Raw genomic sequence first — 18338 nt, 5'->3', positions numbered from 1 at the left:
TGGGAGGGTAAGTCGATGCAAAAAGCCCGGTTTCCCGGGCTTCTTTATCATCTTGGTGCCAATTACGGAACAGGATTTTCAGGCACTTCAAGGTAGGCACAGCTCTGGCCATCGTTGAGGATCGTGCCGCCAGGAGGCCCCGCAGGCTCTTCTTCAGCCGGCGGTGTTTCACCTTCAGCTGGTGGGGTCTCACCCTCTGGTGGTGTCTCTTCTTCAACCGGAGGCGGTGGTTCGACGGGCACAACATTTGGCACTTGGCTGGCATCAATCAGCGTGACAATATCACTCCAAACCTCACCTTCATCGCTGCCATAGAGCAAGGTTTCATCTGTTTGCCAGCGGGTTTGGTGGTTGAAGGCTTTGATGGCCAGTTTCAAACCGTCGGTATCGGTAAGCTGGATCCGTTCGTTCATCGAGCCATCAATGGCTTCGTAGTATAGGGTCCCGTCTTCCTCAATCTTCCAACGAATGTCGAAGTTAAAACCACAACCGTCTTGATCGACATAGCTGCCTAAGAAATATTCCCCTTTAAAATTATCACTCAGTTTTAGGTAGCGTGAACTGTCACTGGCAAATGTCAGGGCTTTATCATCGCTATTGTTGCCGGTTTGTCCAATGAGTAGCCCTTCACTAAATACAGGGTTTCGACCAAACCAAACTTGCTTACACTGCTGAACGTGATCGTTGTAGCTTGAGAGGCTTTCTTTGACCATAGGTGTGGTCGTGGTTTGATCCCAGCCCGAGTCGCCATCAAGGCAGGCAGCCAATGTGCCTGGTATATATTCGCGGGCCATTAAGCTAGATATTTGGGCTTGCTGGCCCTGTTGGCTGAATACCTTAATCGCCAGTAGCTTCTGTTGGTATTCGTAACTGGTCAGCGACCAATAGTCGAATTCATCTTCAATGTTGGTATCACCGACGAGTTTCAAGTAGCCCTCTTCAGTAAGAGACCAATTGCGGGAGCCAGCTTCTTCGAGAGTGTTGCGGTAATGCTCCCAGCTGTTGTCATTGCGTAGGATATGGGCGGTGATTTCCCCATCATTGCTGATTTGTACCAGGGTTTTATCCACCAAATCGTTGACTGCTTGGGTCGTGAACCGCTCATCACCACCACATTCAGTCACGGCGTTGAGGAACAACCCTTCATTGGCAAAGCGGGTGTCACCGAAGGCACATTCACCAAACGGTGGCAGGTTGTCTCGGGTGGCGGCGGCAAAGATTTGGGCCTTGGCATCATTGTCAAAACCTGAGAAGTTGAACTCTGACAGTTTTAGCAATACCTCACCGATATTGACGAACCCCCGGTCTTCGACAAGGAACAGGTTGCGGCCATTGTATGGGTAGTCATCGGCTAGCTGCTTGATGATATCCGGTATATCGAACCTGATCACCGGCTTGCCTGATACGGTGGTGGGAGCCCAGACTCCCGTGTCTTGGATCGTCCACTCGTTGGCGGCAATACGACTCCAGTAGCGCACGGTAAAGAAATCATCACCGATGAACTCAGCGACAATATTATCGCTCAGTTTGAAACCGTTGACCTGATCGATAGTGATACCGATATCGAATAGTGGTGTCTTGATGTCTTCAAGAGAAGTAAAACCAGCATCCGGTGTCAGGATTGGGTAGGCACGGCAGGTGTCCTTGTTGTTGGTCGTGTCACACAGCAGGTAAGTCTCGTTTTCTGGGCGCCATGTGAAGAAAAAGCCTGAGGAACCGGCTGAAAACATAGTGTCATCTGGGATATAGCGGGTCAGGTAATGATTGTCTCTGCTCGATAAAAAATCGTGCATTTTTTTACCTGATAACGGATAGACTTTGGCTTCTAACGTGACCCCTTTTTCTGCTGCGGTAGTAAGTGCCGCATCTGTCAGCAGAGCGTTGCGGTCGGTAGAAAATTGCACCTTGAGGTATTCAAAAAGTCCAGTCCAGCCTTGATTCGTCAAGACTTGCGAGCGGATATCATCGGAACCAAAGCTGGTTGAATTACTGAGGTAAGTGAACAGTTCGGTGAGAGTGATATCTTCGCTGCCACTTTTATCCCAACTGAATTCGCTGATTGTCGTTTCGCTACCGTCATAGGATGTTTTGTCAGCAAAAATACCTTTGCCGTCGTTACCCTCAGAGGCACTGATTTCCCAATATCCGTCATTTAGGATCGCCAGTATGTTGGCCTGAGTGGCGGATTGCTCGGTGAAGAAACGTTCCAGCCGACCTTCAGTCATCGTTTTGACAATGGTTAGGTTCATCAGATCGATCAGTGCTAGCCCTTGAACACCAATTTTGGGAAACAGTGTGTCACGAATATCAATGGCTATTTTGTTGATGTCTTCCAGGGCGAGGGCCACAGCACCTTGAGCGCCGGATTCAAAGACATCGCTGAAGACTCCCCAACTCTCATCGGCGACGACACGCTGGGCAAGGGCATAATAGGTCAGTGATGACTCCAGAGATATTGCCAAGCGCTCAGCGGCGAGCGGTGTCATGTACAAGCCTTTAGGTAGGCTTTCACCGAGGGTGAACTCGGGCACACCATCGAGATCAACAAGCAGTACTGCATTTATTCTTGCCCGGGTACCGGCATCTAGGACATATTTGCCATCCCCTTGAGCTTCAAACCGAGTGATGTCGATAGAATCAAAGACTTTGCCTTTATCATCCAGCCAGACTGCGGCAAAGTTCTGATCGGTAAGGTCTTTGACTGCGTTAGCATAGGCCGGTTGAATCAAAGAGAAGCCTTGTTGTTTAGCAAGAACCACACCGTCGGGAGCATCGACAGAAACCGTGAAGGTTGTTGATACCGGTACCGGTGTCCCCGCGACAGGAGCGGGGCTGTCACTGCCGCCGCCACAGGCAGAAAGCAGCATACTGCTGACAAACAGCAGGGTATATCCCATATAACTGCGCATATTGCATTCCCCAATAGGTGATAACTCTTTTATTGGTATTTGTTTTCAGCTGAGTATAGATAGGACAAAAAGATACAAAGTTAAGAAAGGAGATGGGTCTCGGATATAGAGCGGCTGTCCTGAAAGTAAGACAGCCGTCTTCGGCCCGATTTATGCGATGGCCAAGTACTTATGAGTCTGAATAGAAAGGCGCCAGTTACGCTTGATGCAGGTTTCGATACACAGCTCAGTTGCTCTAGGCTTTTGGCTGATAGGTTGCAGCGCTATTTCAACCTCGGTTTTGAGTTGCTTGCCGGCAAGTAGCTCATCAAGTTGTTCGATGTCTTTTTGGGTACCGACGGGATGCTTGATCTCATCAGCTCGCTCAAGTGCACTTTCAAGTACAGGCAGCTTGGCTTTCATGTTTATCTTCGGAGACACGGTAACCCAAGTGTTTTCCGTTGCTTGTACCTCTGATGTACCGCTGGTTTCAATTTGGCAACGAAAGCCGGCTTGTTCTAGCGCTTCAGTCAGCGGTCGCAAGTCATAGATACAAGGCTCACCACCGGTGATGACCACGTGCTTGGCAGTGTACTGTTGCTCTGTCAGCAGATTAACGATACCTTGAGCATCGAGCTCAGTCCAAATCGGTGAATCGCCCGTCTTTGCCATAACGTCGACAACCGAGCCGTGATCTTGAGGTTCGGCGCTCCAAGTTTGCTTGGTGTCACACCATGCACATCCGACAGGGCAGATTTGGAGCCGGACAAAAATGGCTGGCACACCGGTAAATACGCCTTCGCCTTGGATCGTTTCAAAGACTTCGTTAATTTTGTACACCGTTAACCTCATGGTGGGGGATTTTCGCGACCGGCGATTATCGCAAAATTGCAGCAGGCTGTCTTTAAATAGGTTAATTTTTGTTGTTAAAAAAAAGGCAATAATTTTGCGGTAGAATGAGACGCAGGGCAAAAATTGTGGTGTTTTTCATGATTCGCCGTGACCGTTGTCACGTACTTAACATAATCGGCTTCACAATTACTTCGCAAAGTAAAAAAATTAAATATGTATTAAATAATGACAGATTTTTTCGGGAGTTTAGGCATGTATGTCGCTCAGCCAGGTCATATCGACCATATCAAAAGAAATAATGCCGGCAGCGTTTACAAGCTTATTGACTTGTTTGGCCCAATCTCCCGCATTGAGCTTTCCAAGCGTAGCCAATTGGCACCTGCAAGTATTACCAAGATTACTCGTGAGTTGATTGAAGCCCATCTCATCAAGGAAACGGCGATTCAGGAATCATCCAGCCGGGGACGACCTGCGGTAGGCTTGGTGCCAGCTAATGAAGGTTGGCAGTTCTTGTCGATTCGTCTTGGCCGTGGTTATTTAACCATTGCCTTGCATGAACTCGGTGGAGATATCTTGGTGGAAGAGCGTCAGGATATTGATGTTCTTCATCAAGATGAAGTAATGAAAAAACTGATTGCTGAAATTCATACCTTTTTCGCCAATCATGTGACTGAATTGGATCGCATTACTGCCATCGCGGTGACATTACCGGGATTGGTAAATTCTGATGCCGGTATGATTATTCAGATGCCGCACTATGATGTACATAACCTTGAACTCGGGCCGGCTATCCATCAAGCAACGGGGTTACCGGTATTCATCGGCAATGATACCCGCTCTTGGGCGTTGGCTGAGAAGTTGTTTGGCAATTCGCGTGATGTTGCCAATTCCATTTTGGTCTCTATCCATCACGGTGTCGGTGCCGGTATCGTGCTTGATAATGTGGTGCTGCAGGGACGCAGTGGTAATGTCGGCGAATTGGGTCATATCCAGATTAAACCTTATGGTAAGCGCTGTTTCTGCGGAAACCATGGTTGCTTGGAAACCGTGGCGAGCCTGAAGGCTGTCATCGAACAGGTCGAACAGAGATTGCGTGAGGGCCATCCTTCATCGTTGCACGGTAAAACCCTGACCATTGAACGTATCTGTGACGCTTCGCTTGCAGGAGATACCCTGGCTAGGCAGGTGATTGTTGAACTGGGGCATAATTTGGGTCAGGCCATCGCTATTATGGTGAACTTGTTCAACCCGGAAAAAATCCTAATCGGTGGTGAATTTAATCGGGCCAAGGATCTTTTGTATCCGGCGATCATGGAGTGTGTCCGTAACCAATCGTTACCTATTTACAACCGTAGCTTGGTTATCGAACAAAGCTCGTTTTATACCCAGGCGACAATGCCTGGTGCGGCCTTGGTCAAACAGGCGATGTATGATGGTCACTTGTTGATGAAGTTGATTGACGGTTAATTGCTTTGATGCGAAACCATCATGCCTTTGTAAAAATTCACATCCACAGACATGTGCTTGTATTGTTTGTTAGCCTAGCATTCTCTTTTTAATTGATCGTCAATGACATTGTGCAGAAAGGATAATGCTGCACGGTGATCATTGCGGCTCATAAACCACTGCTTCTGGTTAGTTTCCAGCGGCAATAGTTCAAGCCAGCGTTGGCATACCCAGGTCATATCATTGTAATCCGGCAACGGATAATTCTCTGCATGCTCAGGGTATTCTTCAAATAGCGCTTTTAGGCTATTGGATATGTCTCGGTCAACGAATTTAATTTGACTTGGGGTCCAGTTGGACATCGATGTGACATCGCCAAACCGCAATCCGTCATCCTCCTGCCAATGCTTATTGATTAAGAATTTTTCCACACCTCTAATGGTAATGCCCAGTAGGCCATCAGGGAGTTTTTCGAAATCCGTTATGATCACTCGGGTTCCGAAATGACACAGAGAGTCTCCATCTTTCATACAGAGGCCGAAACCGTTGCCGTCACCCATAGCTAGTTTGACTAACCGGGTATAGCGAGGTTCGACAATCCTCAGTTTACTTATCCCACCTGGTAGTAGGTATATCTGTAACGGAAATAGTGGTAATTGCATAGTTCTAGCCTTACTGACGTTATTCATTATAAATACGAGCCAACCATAAGTTGGGATTGCTATAACGTTCAGGAAAAGTATAAGCAGACAATCATTAGACGTTGTCTGCTTTTCGATACTACTTAAGTGCTAGCTTGATCGCCGAAGTGAGTTGGCTAAGTTGTTGTTGATTAATGATAAATGGAGGCATTATGTAGACAAGTGTGCCAAAAGGGCGAATCCAGACGCCACTGTCTACAAACGTTTCCTGAATATTGGCCATATCGACAGGCTCATGAAGCTCGACAACACCGATAGCCCCCAGCCAACGAACAGCCTTGACCTTGTCCAGTTTTTCAATCTCTGGCAACGACTCAGATAATTGTTTTTCAATGTTTTTTACCTGTTCCTGCCAATGGCCTTGGGCGAGGATATCTAAGCTGGCGTTGGCAACCGCACAGGCTAGCGGGTTACCCATGAACGTCGGTCCGTGCATGAAGCACCCCGCCGCCCCACTGCATACCGTATTTGCGACATGGGCAGTGGTGAGGGTTGCGGAAAGGGTCATATAGCCCCCGGTTAATGCCTTGCCAACACACATTATGTCAGGACTGATACCGGCATGCTCACAAGCAAATAATTTTCCTGTACGCCCAAAACCGGTCGCAATCTCGTCAGCGATAAGCAAGATCCCGTATGTGTCGCACAGTTGACGTACCCGCTTGAGGAAGGTTGGGTGATAGATCCGCATCCCGCCCGCACCCTGAACGATAGGCTCGATAATCACTGCTGCCACATCATTCTTATGCTGCTCTAGCTGGTGGCGGAAATCGTCGATATCTGATTCTTGCCAGGGTTCGGAAAACCCACATTCTGGTGACTGGACAAAAATATGCTCAGGCAAGAATCCTTTGTATAGGCTGTGCATGGAATTATCGGGATCGGTGACTGACATTGCAGCAAAAGTATCACCGTGGTAGCCATGCTTGACGGTGAGAAACTTCGATCGGCGTTCGCCTTTGGCATGCCAGTACTGCAACGCCATCTTCAGGGACACTTCCACCGCGACGGAGCCAGAGTCAGCCAGAAAGACATGCTGGAGAGGCTCCGGTGTGATATCAACCAGCTTGCGGCAGAGCTCCACTGCTGGCTGGTGGGTAATGCCACCAAACATAACGTGTGACATCTTGTCGAGCTGGGCTTTAGCTGCTTCGGTCAGCGCGGGGTGGTTGTAGCCATGAATTGTTGACCACCATGACGACATCCCGTCAATAATTTCTCTGCCGTCCTCAAGTTGCAAATATACCCCGCTGGCACTGACAACTGGATAGCATGGCAGTGGGTTGAGCGTAGATGTATATGGGTGCCAGACATGCTGTTGGTCAAATTCCAAATCGACCGATTTGTTTGTTTTTTGCACAGTTGTAAACCTTGCTCCTTCTTGGTAGTTGACAGTCTACCGTCTCAAAGTAGACTAGCCAAGTAACAAGAAGCAATGAATGCATAACTCCAGTGGTAATAACATGGGGTTGCTGGACACATAATAAGAGGTGATTACACGTGGAAGTACGTCACGACTGGACAGTCGAGGAAGTTCAAGCGCTATTTGACCAGCCATTTATGGATTTGGTGTTTGCCGCGCAGCAGGTACACCGTCAGTACCACGATCCTAACAAGGTGCAAGTGAGTACCCTGCTGTCCATTAAAACGGGCGCTTGCCCGGAAGATTGCAAGTACTGTCCACAAAGTGCGCATTACCGCACCGATGTTGATCGCGAACGACTGCTGGAAGTTGAACGGGTGCTCGACGCGGCGGAAAAAGCAAAAACATCCGGCGCAACGCGTTTCTGTATGGGGGCGGCATGGAAAAATCCGAAAGAACGCGATATGCCTTACCTGCTCGATATGGTACGCGGGGTGAAATCCATGGGGCTCGAAACCTGTATGACGCTCGGTATGATCTCCGGTGATCAAGCCAATGAGTTGGCTGAAGCCGGTTTGGACTATTACAACCACAATCTAGACACCTCCCCGGAGTTCTACGGCAATATTATTACGACCCGTACTTACCAGGATCGCCTTGACACCTTGAGTCATGTCCGGGAGGCAGGGATGAAAATTTGCTCGGGTGGGATTATCGGTATGGGAGAAAGCTCCCGTGACCGAGCGGGACTATTGGTTGAGCTTGCCAATTTACCGACCCACCCAGAGAGCGTACCGATCAACATGCTGGTCAAGGTTAAGGGCACGCCGCTAGAGTCTGTCGATGACGTTGACCCGTTCGATTTTGTTCGTATCATCGCGGTTGCCCGTATCATCATGCCGCAGTCGGCGGTACGTTTATCGGCAGGACGTGAAGACATGAACGAGCAGATGCAGGCGCTGTGTTTTATGGCTGGTGCCAACTCGGTGTTCTACGGTTGCAAGTTGCTAACCACACCGAACCCTGGCGAAGACAAAGACATGCAGTTGTTTGCCAAGCTAGGTATTAACCGTACGGAGCAAAGTGCCAAGCCTGATGAAGTGCAAGCGCAGGAGCTGTTGGGACAAGTTGCCCAGCGAGTCGCGGCACGACCAAGCAAGGATGATTTGTTCTACGATGCATCGGTTTAACCAACGGATCACTTCAGCCCTTGAGGAAAGGCAGGCTCAAGGGTTACACCGAAAGCTCAATTGCTTAAATCGTGGGCAGGCCATGTCGGTGCAGTATGGCGGTCAATCGTTGCGTAATTTTTCAAGCAACGACTACCTTGGCTTAGCGCAAGACCCCGAGTTGGTTAGAGCATGGCAAGAAGGGCTATCCCGCTTTGGTGCCGGTAGCGGTGCGAGTCCATTGGTTACCGGGTTCCACTCTCCTCATGCTCACCTGCAAGCACAGCTGTCAGAATGGTTAGGCTATGAGCATGCCCTGCTGTTCAGCAGTGGTTTCAGTGCCAACCAAGCGTTGTTGTTTGCCTTGCTGCAAGAGGGGGACCACTTGCTGCAAGATAAGCTCAATCACGCATCGCTGATTGAGGCGGGGATGCGCTCACCGGCAACGATGCGACGTTTTGCCCACAATGATCCATCCTCTTTATCTCGTCTGTTATCTCGTCTTCCTGAAGATGCTCCCAAGTTAGTGGTGACAGAAGGGGTCTTTAGTATGGACGGGGATCTCTCGCCGCTTCGAGATATCGCACGTGTCTGCCAGCAAGCACATAGTATGCTGGTGGTTGATGACGCCCACGGTTGTGGGGTGCTTGGCGACTTTGGTCGCGGCAGTTGTGATCGCGCAGGCATCAAGCCGGATATTTTAGTGGTGACCTTTGGCAAGGCCTTTGGTCTGCAAGGGGCCGCCATATTGTGCAATAAAGCGATGGCTGACTACCTGGTGCAGTTTGCCCGCCACTTTATTTACTCAACCGCGATGCCACCCGCTCAGGCTCACGCACTATCCAAAGCGTGTCTCATGATTCAGCAGGGCGATTGGCGACGTGAAAAACTCACAGCGCTTGGGCAAACCTTGGCTGAACACTTATCACCGGTTGTTGAGGTACTCGAAACCCAAACCCCGATTAAACCGTTAATGGTAGGGAGTAGTGAGAGAGCAGTGAGCATAGCCGAGAAATTGCGACAGCGAGGGCTGTGGGTCAGTGCTATCCGGCCGCCGACAGTCCCCGCTAATGCCGCGAGGCTGCGGGTTACTTTGACAGCAGCCCACCAAGAAGCAGACATTCATTTGCTGGCACAGGCTATCAATGAGGTATGGCATGAAAAATAATGCAGAAATGGCAGCCCCTGGTCCGGATGGTGCCGTTATTACTGATAAGCAAGCTATCGCAGATGCATTTGGCAAGGCCGCGAAACATTATGATCAATCGGCGGCTTTTCAGCGTCAGGTAGGCCATCACTTATTGGCTAAACTACCGGTGCTTAATGTTGCGGGTAGCCAAGTGCTCGATCTAGGTTGCGGGACGGGTTATTTTAGTCAGCAGCTGGAGCAACGAGGTATGCATGTATGCGCGGCAGATCTGTCTAGCCAGATGCTTGAGCAAGCCAGGTTGCGCTGTGGCGAGGGAATCAGCTATGTAGAGGGAGATGCAGAATGCCTGCCATTGCCAGACAATCAGTTCGATTTTGCCTTTACTAGCTTGGCTTTGCAGTGGTGTGATGACCTGTCCGTTCCTCTGCGTGAGCTTCAGCGTGTCGTCAAGCCGGGTGGGAAAATAGTGTTTTCCACCTTGGCCGAAGGCTCATTGCATGAACTTGCTCATGCATGGGAGCAGGTTGATCAATATCAACATGTGAACCAGTTTCTTTCGCAAAAGGCCATAAAACTTGCGCTGGCGCAAGCGGGGTGTACTGCGGTTGACCTAGAATTCGAGCCAATCACCATGTATTACCGCTCGGCAGTTGACCTTATGAAAGATTTGAAAGGTATAGGGGCAACACATATTCATCAGGGGCGAAAAGCAGGCTTGGCCGGTCGCAAGACATTTAAGGCATTAGAGAGCGCTTATGATGAGTTTCGACATGAGGACAACCAGCTGCCGGCAACATACCAAGTCTGTTTTGGAGTAATTATTAATGACTAACGCTTTCTTTGTAACAGGTACAGATACTGAAGTAGGTAAAACTGTAGCCTCTCGCGCCATTCTTCATGCTGCAGCTAGCGCGAATATCAAGATGGCGGGTTATAAGCCGGTTGCATCGGGCAGTGCACCGACTGCTAATGGTATGCGTAATTCAGACGCCTTGTATATTCAAGATGCATCGGTTGTCGAGCTTGAGTACGACGAAGTTAACCCATACGCTTTTGAAGCCGCGATCTCTCCGCATCTGGCTGCGGAACAGGAAAATCGTGTTATTGAGTTTGATGTCCTGTCTAAAGGGTTAGATGGCCTTAAACAAAAATCTGACGTTGTTTTGGTAGAGGGAGCAGGTGGCTGGCGTGTCCCTGTTTCTTGGAGCGACTACCTGTCGACTTGGGTTAAGCAGGAAAAACTGCCTGTTATCTTGGTTGTCGGGGTGAAACTAGGCTGTTTGAGCCATGCCATCCTAACTGCTGAAGCGATTCAACATGATGGCTTGGAAGTGGTTGGCTGGGTTGCAAACCGTATTAATCCAGGTACGGAGAACTACGCGGACATCATCCGTATGTTGGAAGAAAACCTACCGGGTAAAAAATTGGGTGAAATCCCTTATATGCCGGGTATCAAAAAGCGCAACTTGTCGAGCTACATAGACTTGTCTCCACTTAGCCTTTAACAGGTTGCGGTATGCGCTTTTTATTACGCATTGATAAATAAAAAACCTGCCAGCCGGCAGGTTTTTTTTATTTCTGGGTTTTCTTGAGCTTCGGCAGGCAATACCACGCGGCTGAGAACAGGATCAGGCTGTAAGCTAGGAGCTCGACGCCTTCTTCGGCCAAGTTTTTTACACCACGAATATATTGATCTTGCATGATCCCTTGCCACAATACCCCCATACCGTAGATGCGCGAGAAGACCAGCAAGGTAACCATTGCACCCAGCATCAGGCTGAAGCTATGGTGTTGGGTATAGCGTATTAGCGGTTCGACTGTCGTCTTGCGATGGGTCACCGCATAGCCGATGGCGGCCGTCGCCAATAGCCAAGCCGGGTACTTCCAGAAGCCGTGGACAATTTGATCCAGTACCGAGTCCATCTCGCGGATAAACATGATCGCGAAGAATGCCGCTACCAGCACCGCAAAACCACGCTGCTGGGGATGGCGGATTGCAACGATGGCAAAGAGGCCGGATACGAGGAAGAGGTAAGTCTCTTGCAGCAGCTCGGTCCATGAGTTTTCACCGACACTGTTTTGGATGTGCACGACATCGTAATGGATAGTGAAGGCGGAAAAAGCCATTAGCAGTGCAAGTAAAAGGAACAGTGAAATGCTTTTGAGGAGCGGTTGATAAACTGAGTTGGCCTGCACGTGCTGGTTGGCCTGGGTCGTTGTAGACTGCATAGCTTGCCTGTGTATGTTGAAAGCGGAATGAAGGTAGCACAGTCTATGCTTATCAGCTGAATCACGGCTTAATCGTGAATTTTATCACGCTAAAAATGAAAAACCTCTCTTTGCAGAGAGGTTTTTGGTAAATCTGGTGATAAGCAGAAGTACTTAATGATTGCCAGTTAAGCCAATAAGCGCTTCTTGAGTATCAGTAAGCTTTTTGTTGTTTCCGTCTAACCCTAGCTCTTTGCGCGCTTCATCTGCAGTCAAACCAAGATGACAGCGTAAGATGTCAATCGCTACCTGGTAGTTTTCATGATCGGCCATCATTCCTCCTTGATAATTGAATACCATGCATCATCACTAACGAAATACGACAATAGAATATCTTAATCCTAGATACAATAAGACTAAAGTCTAAACCTGTCTAGTCCAATCAGTGCTCTTTGTTTCATATTTGCTGTTGTCTTGTCATTATACGCATGCTAGGTATGTGCTATCGTGTTTGTTGGCATTCCACTATCCGTTGGGCTACTTGAGAGCGTAGTGATGATCCCTATCGGTATACGGGGCTTGAGAGATAATCAGTATTCGCCCAATCGATGAAAGTATATAAGCCAAACGCTATTCACCGGGGGATACATATTCGACGTTAAGCCCCAATTAAAGCTGTTTCTATTATCATAAAAAGATTGTTTAATAGTCTTTAATTGTTTTATAGCAAAAATGAAACGTAACAATTTTCCACTTCCACTTGTTTTCTGTTTCAGCGACCATACTATACATATCAATAACAAATGGATGATGCCTCCGTGGCCCCTGTTATGGGGATTACTGGGGGAACAGCACCTTCTTTTCTGGAGAAAGAGTATTTTATGAAGCGTATTGCATTGTTTTTGGCAACTAACCTGGCTGTAATGCTGGTTTTCAGTGTTGTCTTGAACGTCGTTTATGCGGTAACAGGCATGCAACCAGGGAGCCTTTCTGGCCTCTTGGTGATGGCGGCCTTGTTTGGTTTTGGTGGTTCATTGATTTCCCTGTTCATGTCGAAGTCAATGGCACTACGTTCTGTGGGGGGGATGGTCATTGAGCACCCGCGCAATGAGACTGAGCATTGGCTGATGGAAACTGTTGCCCGTCAGGCTCAGCAGTCTGGTATCGGTATGCCAACGGTTGCGGTTTATGATTCAGCGGATATCAACGCCTTTGCCACCGGAGCAAAGCGCGATGACTCGCTGGTGGCAGTTTCTACTGGCTTACTGCACAGTATGACCCGTGATGAGGCTGAAGCAGTACTGGCCCACGAAGTCAGCCACGTTGCCAATGGTGATATGGTAACCATGACGCTTATGCAGGGCGTGGTGAACACCTTTGTTATCTTTGTATCTCGTTTGATCGCTGGCGTTATCAGTGGGGTCAATAACAGTGACGAAGAAGGCGGCAGTGGTAGCTATATGACCTACTTCATTGTCTCGTCAATTATGGAAGTGTTATTCGGCTTCTTGGCGAGCATTCTGACGATGTGGTACAGCCGTCACCGTGAATTCAAGGCCGATGCGGGCTCTGCCCAACTCGTCGGTAAAGAGAAGATGATTGCTGCGCTAGAGCGCCTGAAGATGAGCCACGAATCTCAGCTAGAAGGTTCAATGATGGCATTTGGTATCAACGGTAAGAAATCATTGTCCGAACTATTTATGACACACCCGCCGTTAGATAAGCGTATCGATGCCCTGCGCCGTGGCGAGCATCTGTAATCATTCATAGTTAACAATATGTTATCTCAAGCCCCCTGAACCTTCAGGGGGCTTTTTTTTTGCCTGTGATTTCCGGTGAGGTATCTTGTTCGCCAGATGGTTTTTCAATATAAACAGATGCTTAAAGGTACCTTTCGGGGCTAATAAAGATGGTCAATGACCACCATTCGGATATTTGTTTTAAGGCGGGGGAGAAAAAGTGGTACAAGGCATCAATAACAATAACATCTGATTATTTTTTCAGACAATTCAAATAACTAACTCTAGGATATAAGGACAGTATGAGCTGGCTAAACAATATAAGTTTCAAGTATAAGTTGGCAATTCCTATCGCGATTGTGGCCTTGGCATTCTCTGGTTTAATTGCCCAAGTATTTATTGTTTATAACGAGCAGCAGCAGGCCAATCGCTTGTTGAGCAAAGACGTGCAACCCGTGCTGGATAACTTGGAAGATGCTTACCGGGATATGTACCAGGTGATGACGGCTGGGATGGCGATGGCCCTGAGCCAGCCCGATGATCACGCCAGCCTCGAACTCCACCGCTTCAATTTCTATGACAACGCGCCCAAAGCCTTTCCTCGCCTTGCTTCTGTACATGATCTTATCGATAGCGGTTTTCTATCGGAAAGCAGTCGTGCCACGGTAAGCAAGCTTGAGCAAGAGTATGATAAATGGCAGAAGCGCTACGAATATATGGTGACCAACCCTGAGCAGGCGCTGAGTTACTATTATGCAAACGACGCAATAGCAGAGAAGGACTTCGAAGCCATCCGAAAGCTGCTTAAAGTTGTACGTAAAGACATCGAAACCGAGCGCTTAGCGCTGGTCTCGGACGTTCAGGCCCAGAGTGAGGAAACCAACACGATATTGCTGGCGGGCTCGATTATTTCTCTGTTGGTGTCTGCATTTATCACGCTGGTTGTGATCCGTGTTATCGTCAATCCGCTGCAGCAGTTGACCACGGCGCTGGAAGATATTTCTGCGGGTGACGGTGATTTATCGACCCGGATCCCAGTGGTTGGCAGCGATGAGATCGGCCAGCTGGCGACGGCATTCAATACTTTTGTCAGTAAGATCCATACCACATTGGCGAAGGTGGTTACGACTTCTCACCATGTTCGCAGTGATGCGTCGCAGCTGAGTATGCTGACGGCGCAGGTGCTCAACGCCTGCCACTCACAGCAAGCCCAATGCAACGAAGTTGAGTTGGCAGCCCACGAATTGACCGCTACCAGCCAAACGGTGAGCGGGCACGCAGCGGATGCGGCTCAGGTAACGGACTCCATCAGTGAGCAGTCACAGACAGTACAGGTGACGTTGGGTGAGTCGGTGACGGCCATTGGGCAGTTGGCAAACGATATTGACGGCTCTAGCGTGGTGATCAAGGAGCTGGAGAAGAATGTCGCCGGTATTTCCTCGATTCTGGAAGTGATCCGCGGTATTGCCGATCAAACCAACCTGCTTGCGCTTAATGCCGCGATTGAAGCTGCCCGTGCTGGCGAGCAAGGGCGGGGCTTTGCTGTGGTGGCAGATGAAGTGCGCTCATTGGCGAACAAGACCCAATCATGCACCAGTGAAATTCATGTGATGATCGAAAAGCTCCAATATACGGTGGGCCAGTCAGTAGAGGCGATGCGCAATAACTCCGAGGCAGGCACCACAACGGTAGAGCGTGCGCAGCAGACCAATATGGCGCTGGAAGCGATGAGCGATTCGATTGTGATGATCAGCGATGTGAACCGTCAGGTTGCAATCGCGGCCGATCAGCAGACGGTGGTTACAGGAAACTTGAGCGACAATATCCGCAGTATTGTGATGGCGTGCGAAGAGACCCTGAGCAATATCCAGAGTGCGCAGCAAACCTGTGACGGCCTGGCGAATCAGAGCGAAGCGCTTGATAGTCTGGTATCCCAGTTCAAGGTTTGATAGGGACCTGCAAGCGCTGGTTGGTTGTTGTTTCGCTGGCTCACAATGAGCCAGAGATAAAAACGGGCAGTTTTAACTGCCCGTTTGGCTATGTGCCTATTATGCGGCCTTCGGCTGGTAGAGTGGTTCATCGTTGATCGGCAGGTGGATAAGCGCCGCCAAGAATGCCAGTGCGACAGTTGTCCACCAGATTGGCTCATAGCTACCATAGTAGTCGTAAATACGACCACCGAACCAGGCACCAAGGAAGCTACCTACTTGGTGGGTAAAGAAAACCAAGCCATAAAGTGTTGATAGGTAGCGAGGGCCAAAGATCTGGCGAACCAGGCCAGAAGTGAGTGGTACGGTGCCTAACCAGCAAAAACCGATCGCACCACCAAACAAGGCCGCTGTGTCTGTGGTGACAGGCAGAGTAACAAAACCGGCAATGACCAAGGTGCGCATAATGTAAAGGGCTGACATCACATAGCGCTTACTAAATTTATCGCCCATCACTCCCCAGAAATAGCTTCCGAAGATATTGAAAATCCCCACGTAGGCTAGGGCCATGGCGGCAGCCGACCCCGGTAGTCCTTTATCAGCCAGGTAGCTTGGCAGGTGGGTAGCAATGAACATAACGTGGAAGCCACATACAAAGAAACCAATGTGAATCAGCCAGTAACCGCGGTGGCTAAATGCTTCTTTCAGAGCCTCTTTGAGGGTCAGTTCGTGTTGTGGTGTCGCCGTTGAGGCTGATTTTTGGTGGTTGGCTTTCATGAAGAATGAGAATGCCATCATCAGTGCACAAAGCATCGCGAACACTTGCAGTGCTGTATGCCAGTTGAATTCGCTAAGCAGGTATTGCGCACCTGGGATCACCGCAAACATACCGAAAGACCCTGCAGCAGTGGTAAGGCCGAAAGCTTTAGCGGTATGTTCCGCTGGAACGACGCGCGCAACGGCCCCCAGTACGATAACGTAGCTGGTCGCACTCAAGCCAAGACCAACCAAGGCGCCGAGGGATACAAAGAGCCAGTTGGGTTCAACTGCGATAGAAGTGAGGTACAAACCTAAACCATAGGCAATGGCACCCGCCCAAATGACTCTTTGTGCGCCCCAGCGGTCGGCAGCCATTCCAACGAACGGTTGGAAGACCCCAAACAGTAGGTTTTGTACTGCGATAGCCAGACTAAAAAATTCGCGGCCAGTATCAAAATGCATCGAAATCGGCATCATGAAGATACCGAAAGACTGCCTGATCCCTAGGCTGATAATTAGTGTTGCAATGCCCATCCACACAAGCAGTGGAAAGCGGAAAATACTCATTGTTATAGTCCGGTCAAAGTGTGATCGTTTGAGTTTTGCTGATGGCAACCGCCGCTCATGGCATGCTCAGCCAGCGAGTCCAACAACGGCTGGCAGTGATGAACCGCGACCAGCGTCAGAGTTAGCATCAGTACCATACGCATGAGTTGGGCTGGGAGTGATTGTGAAAACATCAGTGTCTCAACGTGAAAAAAAGAGCAGGGATAGTAGTGGAATTCAGCGTATGACTCAAATGAGAAAACAACAAGGGTGCCATGCATAATATGCATGGCCTGATGGCTCGGAACTGCACTGAGATATCAGTCCGGTGTTAATGTTGCCGCAGGGGGAGTATTTTCCTGCTTGGTACGGAACATTGGGGCTTATTGGCTTTGGGGCCTTAGCCGGTAGATAGCGCCAGAGTCAGCTGAGAAGTAGATCCAGCCCCGATAGTCCAGCACCAGTGCCCTGATCCGCTCATCCAATGCTTCGAGCAACCGCTCTTCATTGGCTAGCTGTCCAGTCTCGGTGACGTTAACACGGTTTAAATGCCGAAGCTTCAGTGCGCCACTAAATAAGTGACCCTGCCAGTTGGGAAAGGCTGGGCCCCGATAAAGTAGCAGGCTACCCGGCGCGATGGAGGGGATATATACCTTGAGTGGTGAGGTGATGCCTTCTTTCTCGGTGGCTTCACCGACGGCAATTGGCCCCCAGTATTCTTTTCCATGGGAAACGTCGGGCCAGCCATAGTTTGCGCCTGCGGTGATTAAATTAATTTCATCTCCGCCACGCGGTCCGTGTTCATTGGACCAAAGGCGATGGGTTTGCGGATCGAACTGCAAACCCTGTGGGTTGCGGTGACCGTAACTCCAGATCTCTGGCAATGCATTGGCGGTATCGACAAAAGGATTGTCTGTGGGGACTGAGCCGTCGTGGTTGAGCCTCAGGATACTGCCAGCATGGCTAGAGAGATCTTGTCCGTTAGGGCGATGTGTCCGATCTCCGATAGAAAAAAAGACGTGTCCCTTGTCATCGAAGGTAATACGGCTACCAAAGTGTTGAGATGCATCGCTGAGTGACTGGGTAACCAATAAGTCTTGCCAATGTGTTAACCGGTGACCTTCGAGGTGGGCACGGGCGAGGGTAGTTGCAGCTTGTCCATCCTTGGCCTTGCTGTAGGTAAAGTAGTACCAAGTTTGAGCAGCGTTGTTGCCGTCAGGAGCTGTCAACTTAGCAACATCTAGCAAACCGCCCTGACCGTATTCACGAATAGCCGGCTGTCCAGACACTTCTTGTACCGAACCATCATCAGGATTGATCAGGCGAACAGTACCATCACGGTAGGTGATCAGCAGTAGATTATCGGGTGTGAATACCATCCCCCATGGCACGCCGTCAGTTTGCGTGATTTTTTCAACGACGTAGTCCATTCCCTGACTGCTACCTTGAAGTGCAACTGCAGGGGCTGACAGAACCTTAGGTGCTGATGCTAAGCCGATAAAGCATAGCAGTGTGATGAATACAGAATTTACCGTAGTAGATAAAATATGATCCGAAATCATGAAGGCTCCTTCCTCAGTTCAGTAGGG

The 18338-nt window shown here is 49.4% G+C and carries 16 protein-coding genes; 7 read left to right on the top strand and 9 right to left on the bottom strand.

From position 1 onward, the window contains the following. Nucleotides 1–62: 62 nt before the first annotated feature. Together C9I99_RS27325 and queE are read right to left on the bottom strand one after the other, a co-directional pair. Nucleotides 63–2909 (bottom strand): hydrogenase expression protein HypA, encoded by a 2847-nt coding sequence (locus tag C9I99_RS27325; protein WP_208113362.1) that lies wholly within the window; start codon nucleotides 2907–2909, stop codon nucleotides 63–65. Between the two features lie 150 nt (nucleotides 2910–3059). Then, nucleotides 3060–3740, bottom strand: a complete 681-nt coding sequence (gene queE / locus C9I99_RS08345) for a 7-carboxy-7-deazaguanine synthase QueE (protein ID WP_166645385.1) — start codon at nucleotides 3738–3740, stop codon at nucleotides 3060–3062. 252 nt (nucleotides 3741–3992) lie between these two features. Here queE and mlc point away from each other — a divergent pair, with 252 nt between their 5' ends. Next, nucleotides 3993–5207 carry a sugar metabolism global transcriptional regulator Mlc gene (gene mlc / locus C9I99_RS08340; RefSeq protein ID WP_107348382.1) on the top strand — a complete coding sequence of 405 codons (1215 nt, stop codon included), beginning with the start codon at nucleotides 3993–3995 and terminating at the stop codon, nucleotides 5205–5207. A 74-nt stretch (nucleotides 5208–5281) separates the two neighbouring features. Here mlc and C9I99_RS08335 read toward each other — a convergent pair whose 3' ends face one another. Beyond that, nucleotides 5282–5848 (bottom strand): LON peptidase substrate-binding domain-containing protein, encoded by a 567-nt coding sequence (locus tag C9I99_RS08335; RefSeq protein ID WP_107348381.1) that lies wholly within the window; start codon nucleotides 5846–5848, stop codon nucleotides 5282–5284. 118 nt (nucleotides 5849–5966) lie between these two features. Further along, nucleotides 5967–7247, bottom strand: a complete 1281-nt coding sequence (gene bioA / locus C9I99_RS08330) for an adenosylmethionine--8-amino-7-oxononanoate transaminase (protein WP_107348380.1) — start codon at nucleotides 7245–7247, stop codon at nucleotides 5967–5969. A 140-nt stretch (nucleotides 7248–7387) separates the two neighbouring features. Here bioA and bioB point away from each other — a divergent pair, with 140 nt between their 5' ends. From bioB to bioD, 4 genes are read left to right on the top strand one after another with little or no spacing between them, the layout of a single operon-like run. Next, nucleotides 7388–8440 (top strand): biotin synthase BioB, encoded by a 1053-nt coding sequence (gene bioB / locus C9I99_RS08325; RefSeq protein WP_107348379.1) that lies wholly within the window; start codon nucleotides 7388–7390, stop codon nucleotides 8438–8440. Then, the gene (bioF, locus tag C9I99_RS08320; RefSeq protein ID WP_107348378.1) at nucleotides 8427–9587 is read left to right on the top strand and encodes an 8-amino-7-oxononanoate synthase; all 1161 of its coding nucleotides are present in this window, start codon (nucleotides 8427–8429) and stop codon (nucleotides 9585–9587) included. The genes bioB and bioF overlap by 14 nt, the downstream gene beginning before the upstream one ends. Next, nucleotides 9577–10401 (top strand): malonyl-ACP O-methyltransferase BioC, encoded by an 825-nt coding sequence (gene bioC, locus C9I99_RS08315; RefSeq protein ID WP_107348377.1) that lies wholly within the window; start codon nucleotides 9577–9579, stop codon nucleotides 10399–10401. The genes bioF and bioC overlap by 11 nt, the downstream gene beginning before the upstream one ends. Continuing rightward, nucleotides 10394–11074 (top strand): dethiobiotin synthase, encoded by a 681-nt coding sequence (gene bioD / locus C9I99_RS08310; RefSeq protein WP_107348376.1) that lies wholly within the window; start codon nucleotides 10394–10396, stop codon nucleotides 11072–11074. The genes bioC and bioD overlap by 8 nt, the downstream gene beginning before the upstream one ends. Nucleotides 11075–11141: 67 nt before the next feature. On the opposite strand, the gene C9I99_RS08305 is transcribed toward bioD, so the two are convergent. Both C9I99_RS08305 and C9I99_RS27175 read right to left on the bottom strand, forming a co-directional pair. Continuing rightward, nucleotides 11142–11798 carry a hypothetical protein gene (locus C9I99_RS08305; RefSeq protein ID WP_107348375.1) on the bottom strand — a complete coding sequence of 219 codons (657 nt, stop codon included), beginning with the start codon at nucleotides 11796–11798 and terminating at the stop codon, nucleotides 11142–11144. A 153-nt stretch (nucleotides 11799–11951) separates the two neighbouring features. After that, a complete protein-coding gene (locus C9I99_RS27175) occupies nucleotides 11952–12110 on the bottom strand; it encodes a hypothetical protein (RefSeq protein ID WP_166645384.1) in 159 nt (52 codons plus the stop codon). A gap of 548 nt (nucleotides 12111–12658) precedes the next feature. Here C9I99_RS27175 and htpX point away from each other — a divergent pair. Further along, nucleotides 12659–13537, top strand: a complete 879-nt coding sequence (htpX, locus tag C9I99_RS08300) for a protease HtpX (RefSeq protein WP_107348374.1) — start codon at nucleotides 12659–12661, stop codon at nucleotides 13535–13537. 281 nt (nucleotides 13538–13818) lie between these two features. Further along, a complete protein-coding gene (locus C9I99_RS08295) occupies nucleotides 13819–15465 on the top strand; it encodes a methyl-accepting chemotaxis protein (protein ID WP_107348373.1) in 1647 nt (548 codons plus the stop codon). Nucleotides 15466–15564: 99 nt separating this feature from the next. Here C9I99_RS08295 and C9I99_RS08290 read toward each other — a convergent pair whose 3' ends face one another. The 3 genes from C9I99_RS08290 to C9I99_RS08280 form a co-directional block, all read right to left on the bottom strand. After that, nucleotides 15565–16770 (bottom strand): MFS transporter, encoded by a 1206-nt coding sequence (locus tag C9I99_RS08290; protein ID WP_107348372.1) that lies wholly within the window; start codon nucleotides 16768–16770, stop codon nucleotides 15565–15567. 2 nt (nucleotides 16771–16772) lie between these two features. Beyond that, a complete protein-coding gene (locus C9I99_RS27170; protein WP_166645383.1) occupies nucleotides 16773–16943 on the bottom strand; it encodes a hypothetical protein in 171 nt (56 codons plus the stop codon). Nucleotides 16944–17132: 189 nt separating this feature from the next. Beyond that, nucleotides 17133–18311 (bottom strand): PQQ-dependent sugar dehydrogenase, encoded by a 1179-nt coding sequence (locus tag C9I99_RS08280; protein ID WP_107348370.1) that lies wholly within the window; start codon nucleotides 18309–18311, stop codon nucleotides 17133–17135. Nucleotides 18312–18338: the final 27 nt, after the last annotated feature.

The organism is Photobacterium lutimaris, from assembly GCF_003025555.1.
GTDB classification, from domain to species: domain Bacteria; phylum Pseudomonadota; class Gammaproteobacteria; order Enterobacterales; family Vibrionaceae; genus Photobacterium; species Photobacterium lutimaris.
Note: the sequence above shows the minus strand (reverse complement) of the source record. Positions and strands in the feature narration are given on the sequence as shown.

Bases quoted from the DNA above. Each gene is read 5' to 3' on its own strand.
- C9I99_RS08280 (WP_107348370.1), bottom strand. From the start codon at position 18,311: ATGATTTCGGATCATATTTTATCTACTACGGTAAATTCTGTATTCATC.
- C9I99_RS08290 (WP_107348372.1), bottom strand. From the start codon at position 16,770: ATGAGTATTTTCCGCTTTCCACTGCTTGTGTGGATGGGCATTGCAACA.
- bioF (WP_107348378.1), top strand. From the start codon at position 8,427: ATGCATCGGTTTAACCAACGGATCACTTCAGCCCTTGAGGAAAGGCAG.
- C9I99_RS08335 (WP_107348381.1), bottom strand. From the start codon at position 5,848: ATGCAATTACCACTATTTCCGTTACAGATATACCTACTACCAGGTGGG.
- bioD (WP_107348376.1), top strand. From the start codon at position 10,394: ATGACTAACGCTTTCTTTGTAACAGGTACAGATACTGAAGTAGGTAAA.
- queE (WP_166645385.1), bottom strand. From the start codon at position 3,740: ATGAGGTTAACGGTGTACAAAATTAACGAAGTCTTTGAAACGATCCAA.
- C9I99_RS27170 (WP_166645383.1), bottom strand. From the start codon at position 16,943: ATGTTTTCACAATCACTCCCAGCCCAACTCATGCGTATGGTACTGATG.
- htpX (WP_107348374.1), top strand. From the start codon at position 12,659: ATGAAGCGTATTGCATTGTTTTTGGCAACTAACCTGGCTGTAATGCTG.
- C9I99_RS08305 (WP_107348375.1), bottom strand. From the start codon at position 11,798: ATGCAGTCTACAACGACCCAGGCCAACCAGCACGTGCAGGCCAACTCA.
- C9I99_RS27175 (WP_166645384.1), bottom strand. From the start codon at position 12,110: ATGGCCGATCATGAAAACTACCAGGTAGCGATTGACATCTTACGCTGT.
- bioC (WP_107348377.1), top strand. From the start codon at position 9,577: ATGAAAAATAATGCAGAAATGGCAGCCCCTGGTCCGGATGGTGCCGTT.
- C9I99_RS08295 (WP_107348373.1), top strand. From the start codon at position 13,819: ATGAGCTGGCTAAACAATATAAGTTTCAAGTATAAGTTGGCAATTCCT.
- mlc (WP_107348382.1), top strand. From the start codon at position 3,993: ATGTATGTCGCTCAGCCAGGTCATATCGACCATATCAAAAGAAATAAT.
- C9I99_RS27325 (WP_208113362.1), bottom strand. From the start codon at position 2,909: ATGCGCAGTTATATGGGATATACCCTGCTGTTTGTCAGCAGTATGCTG.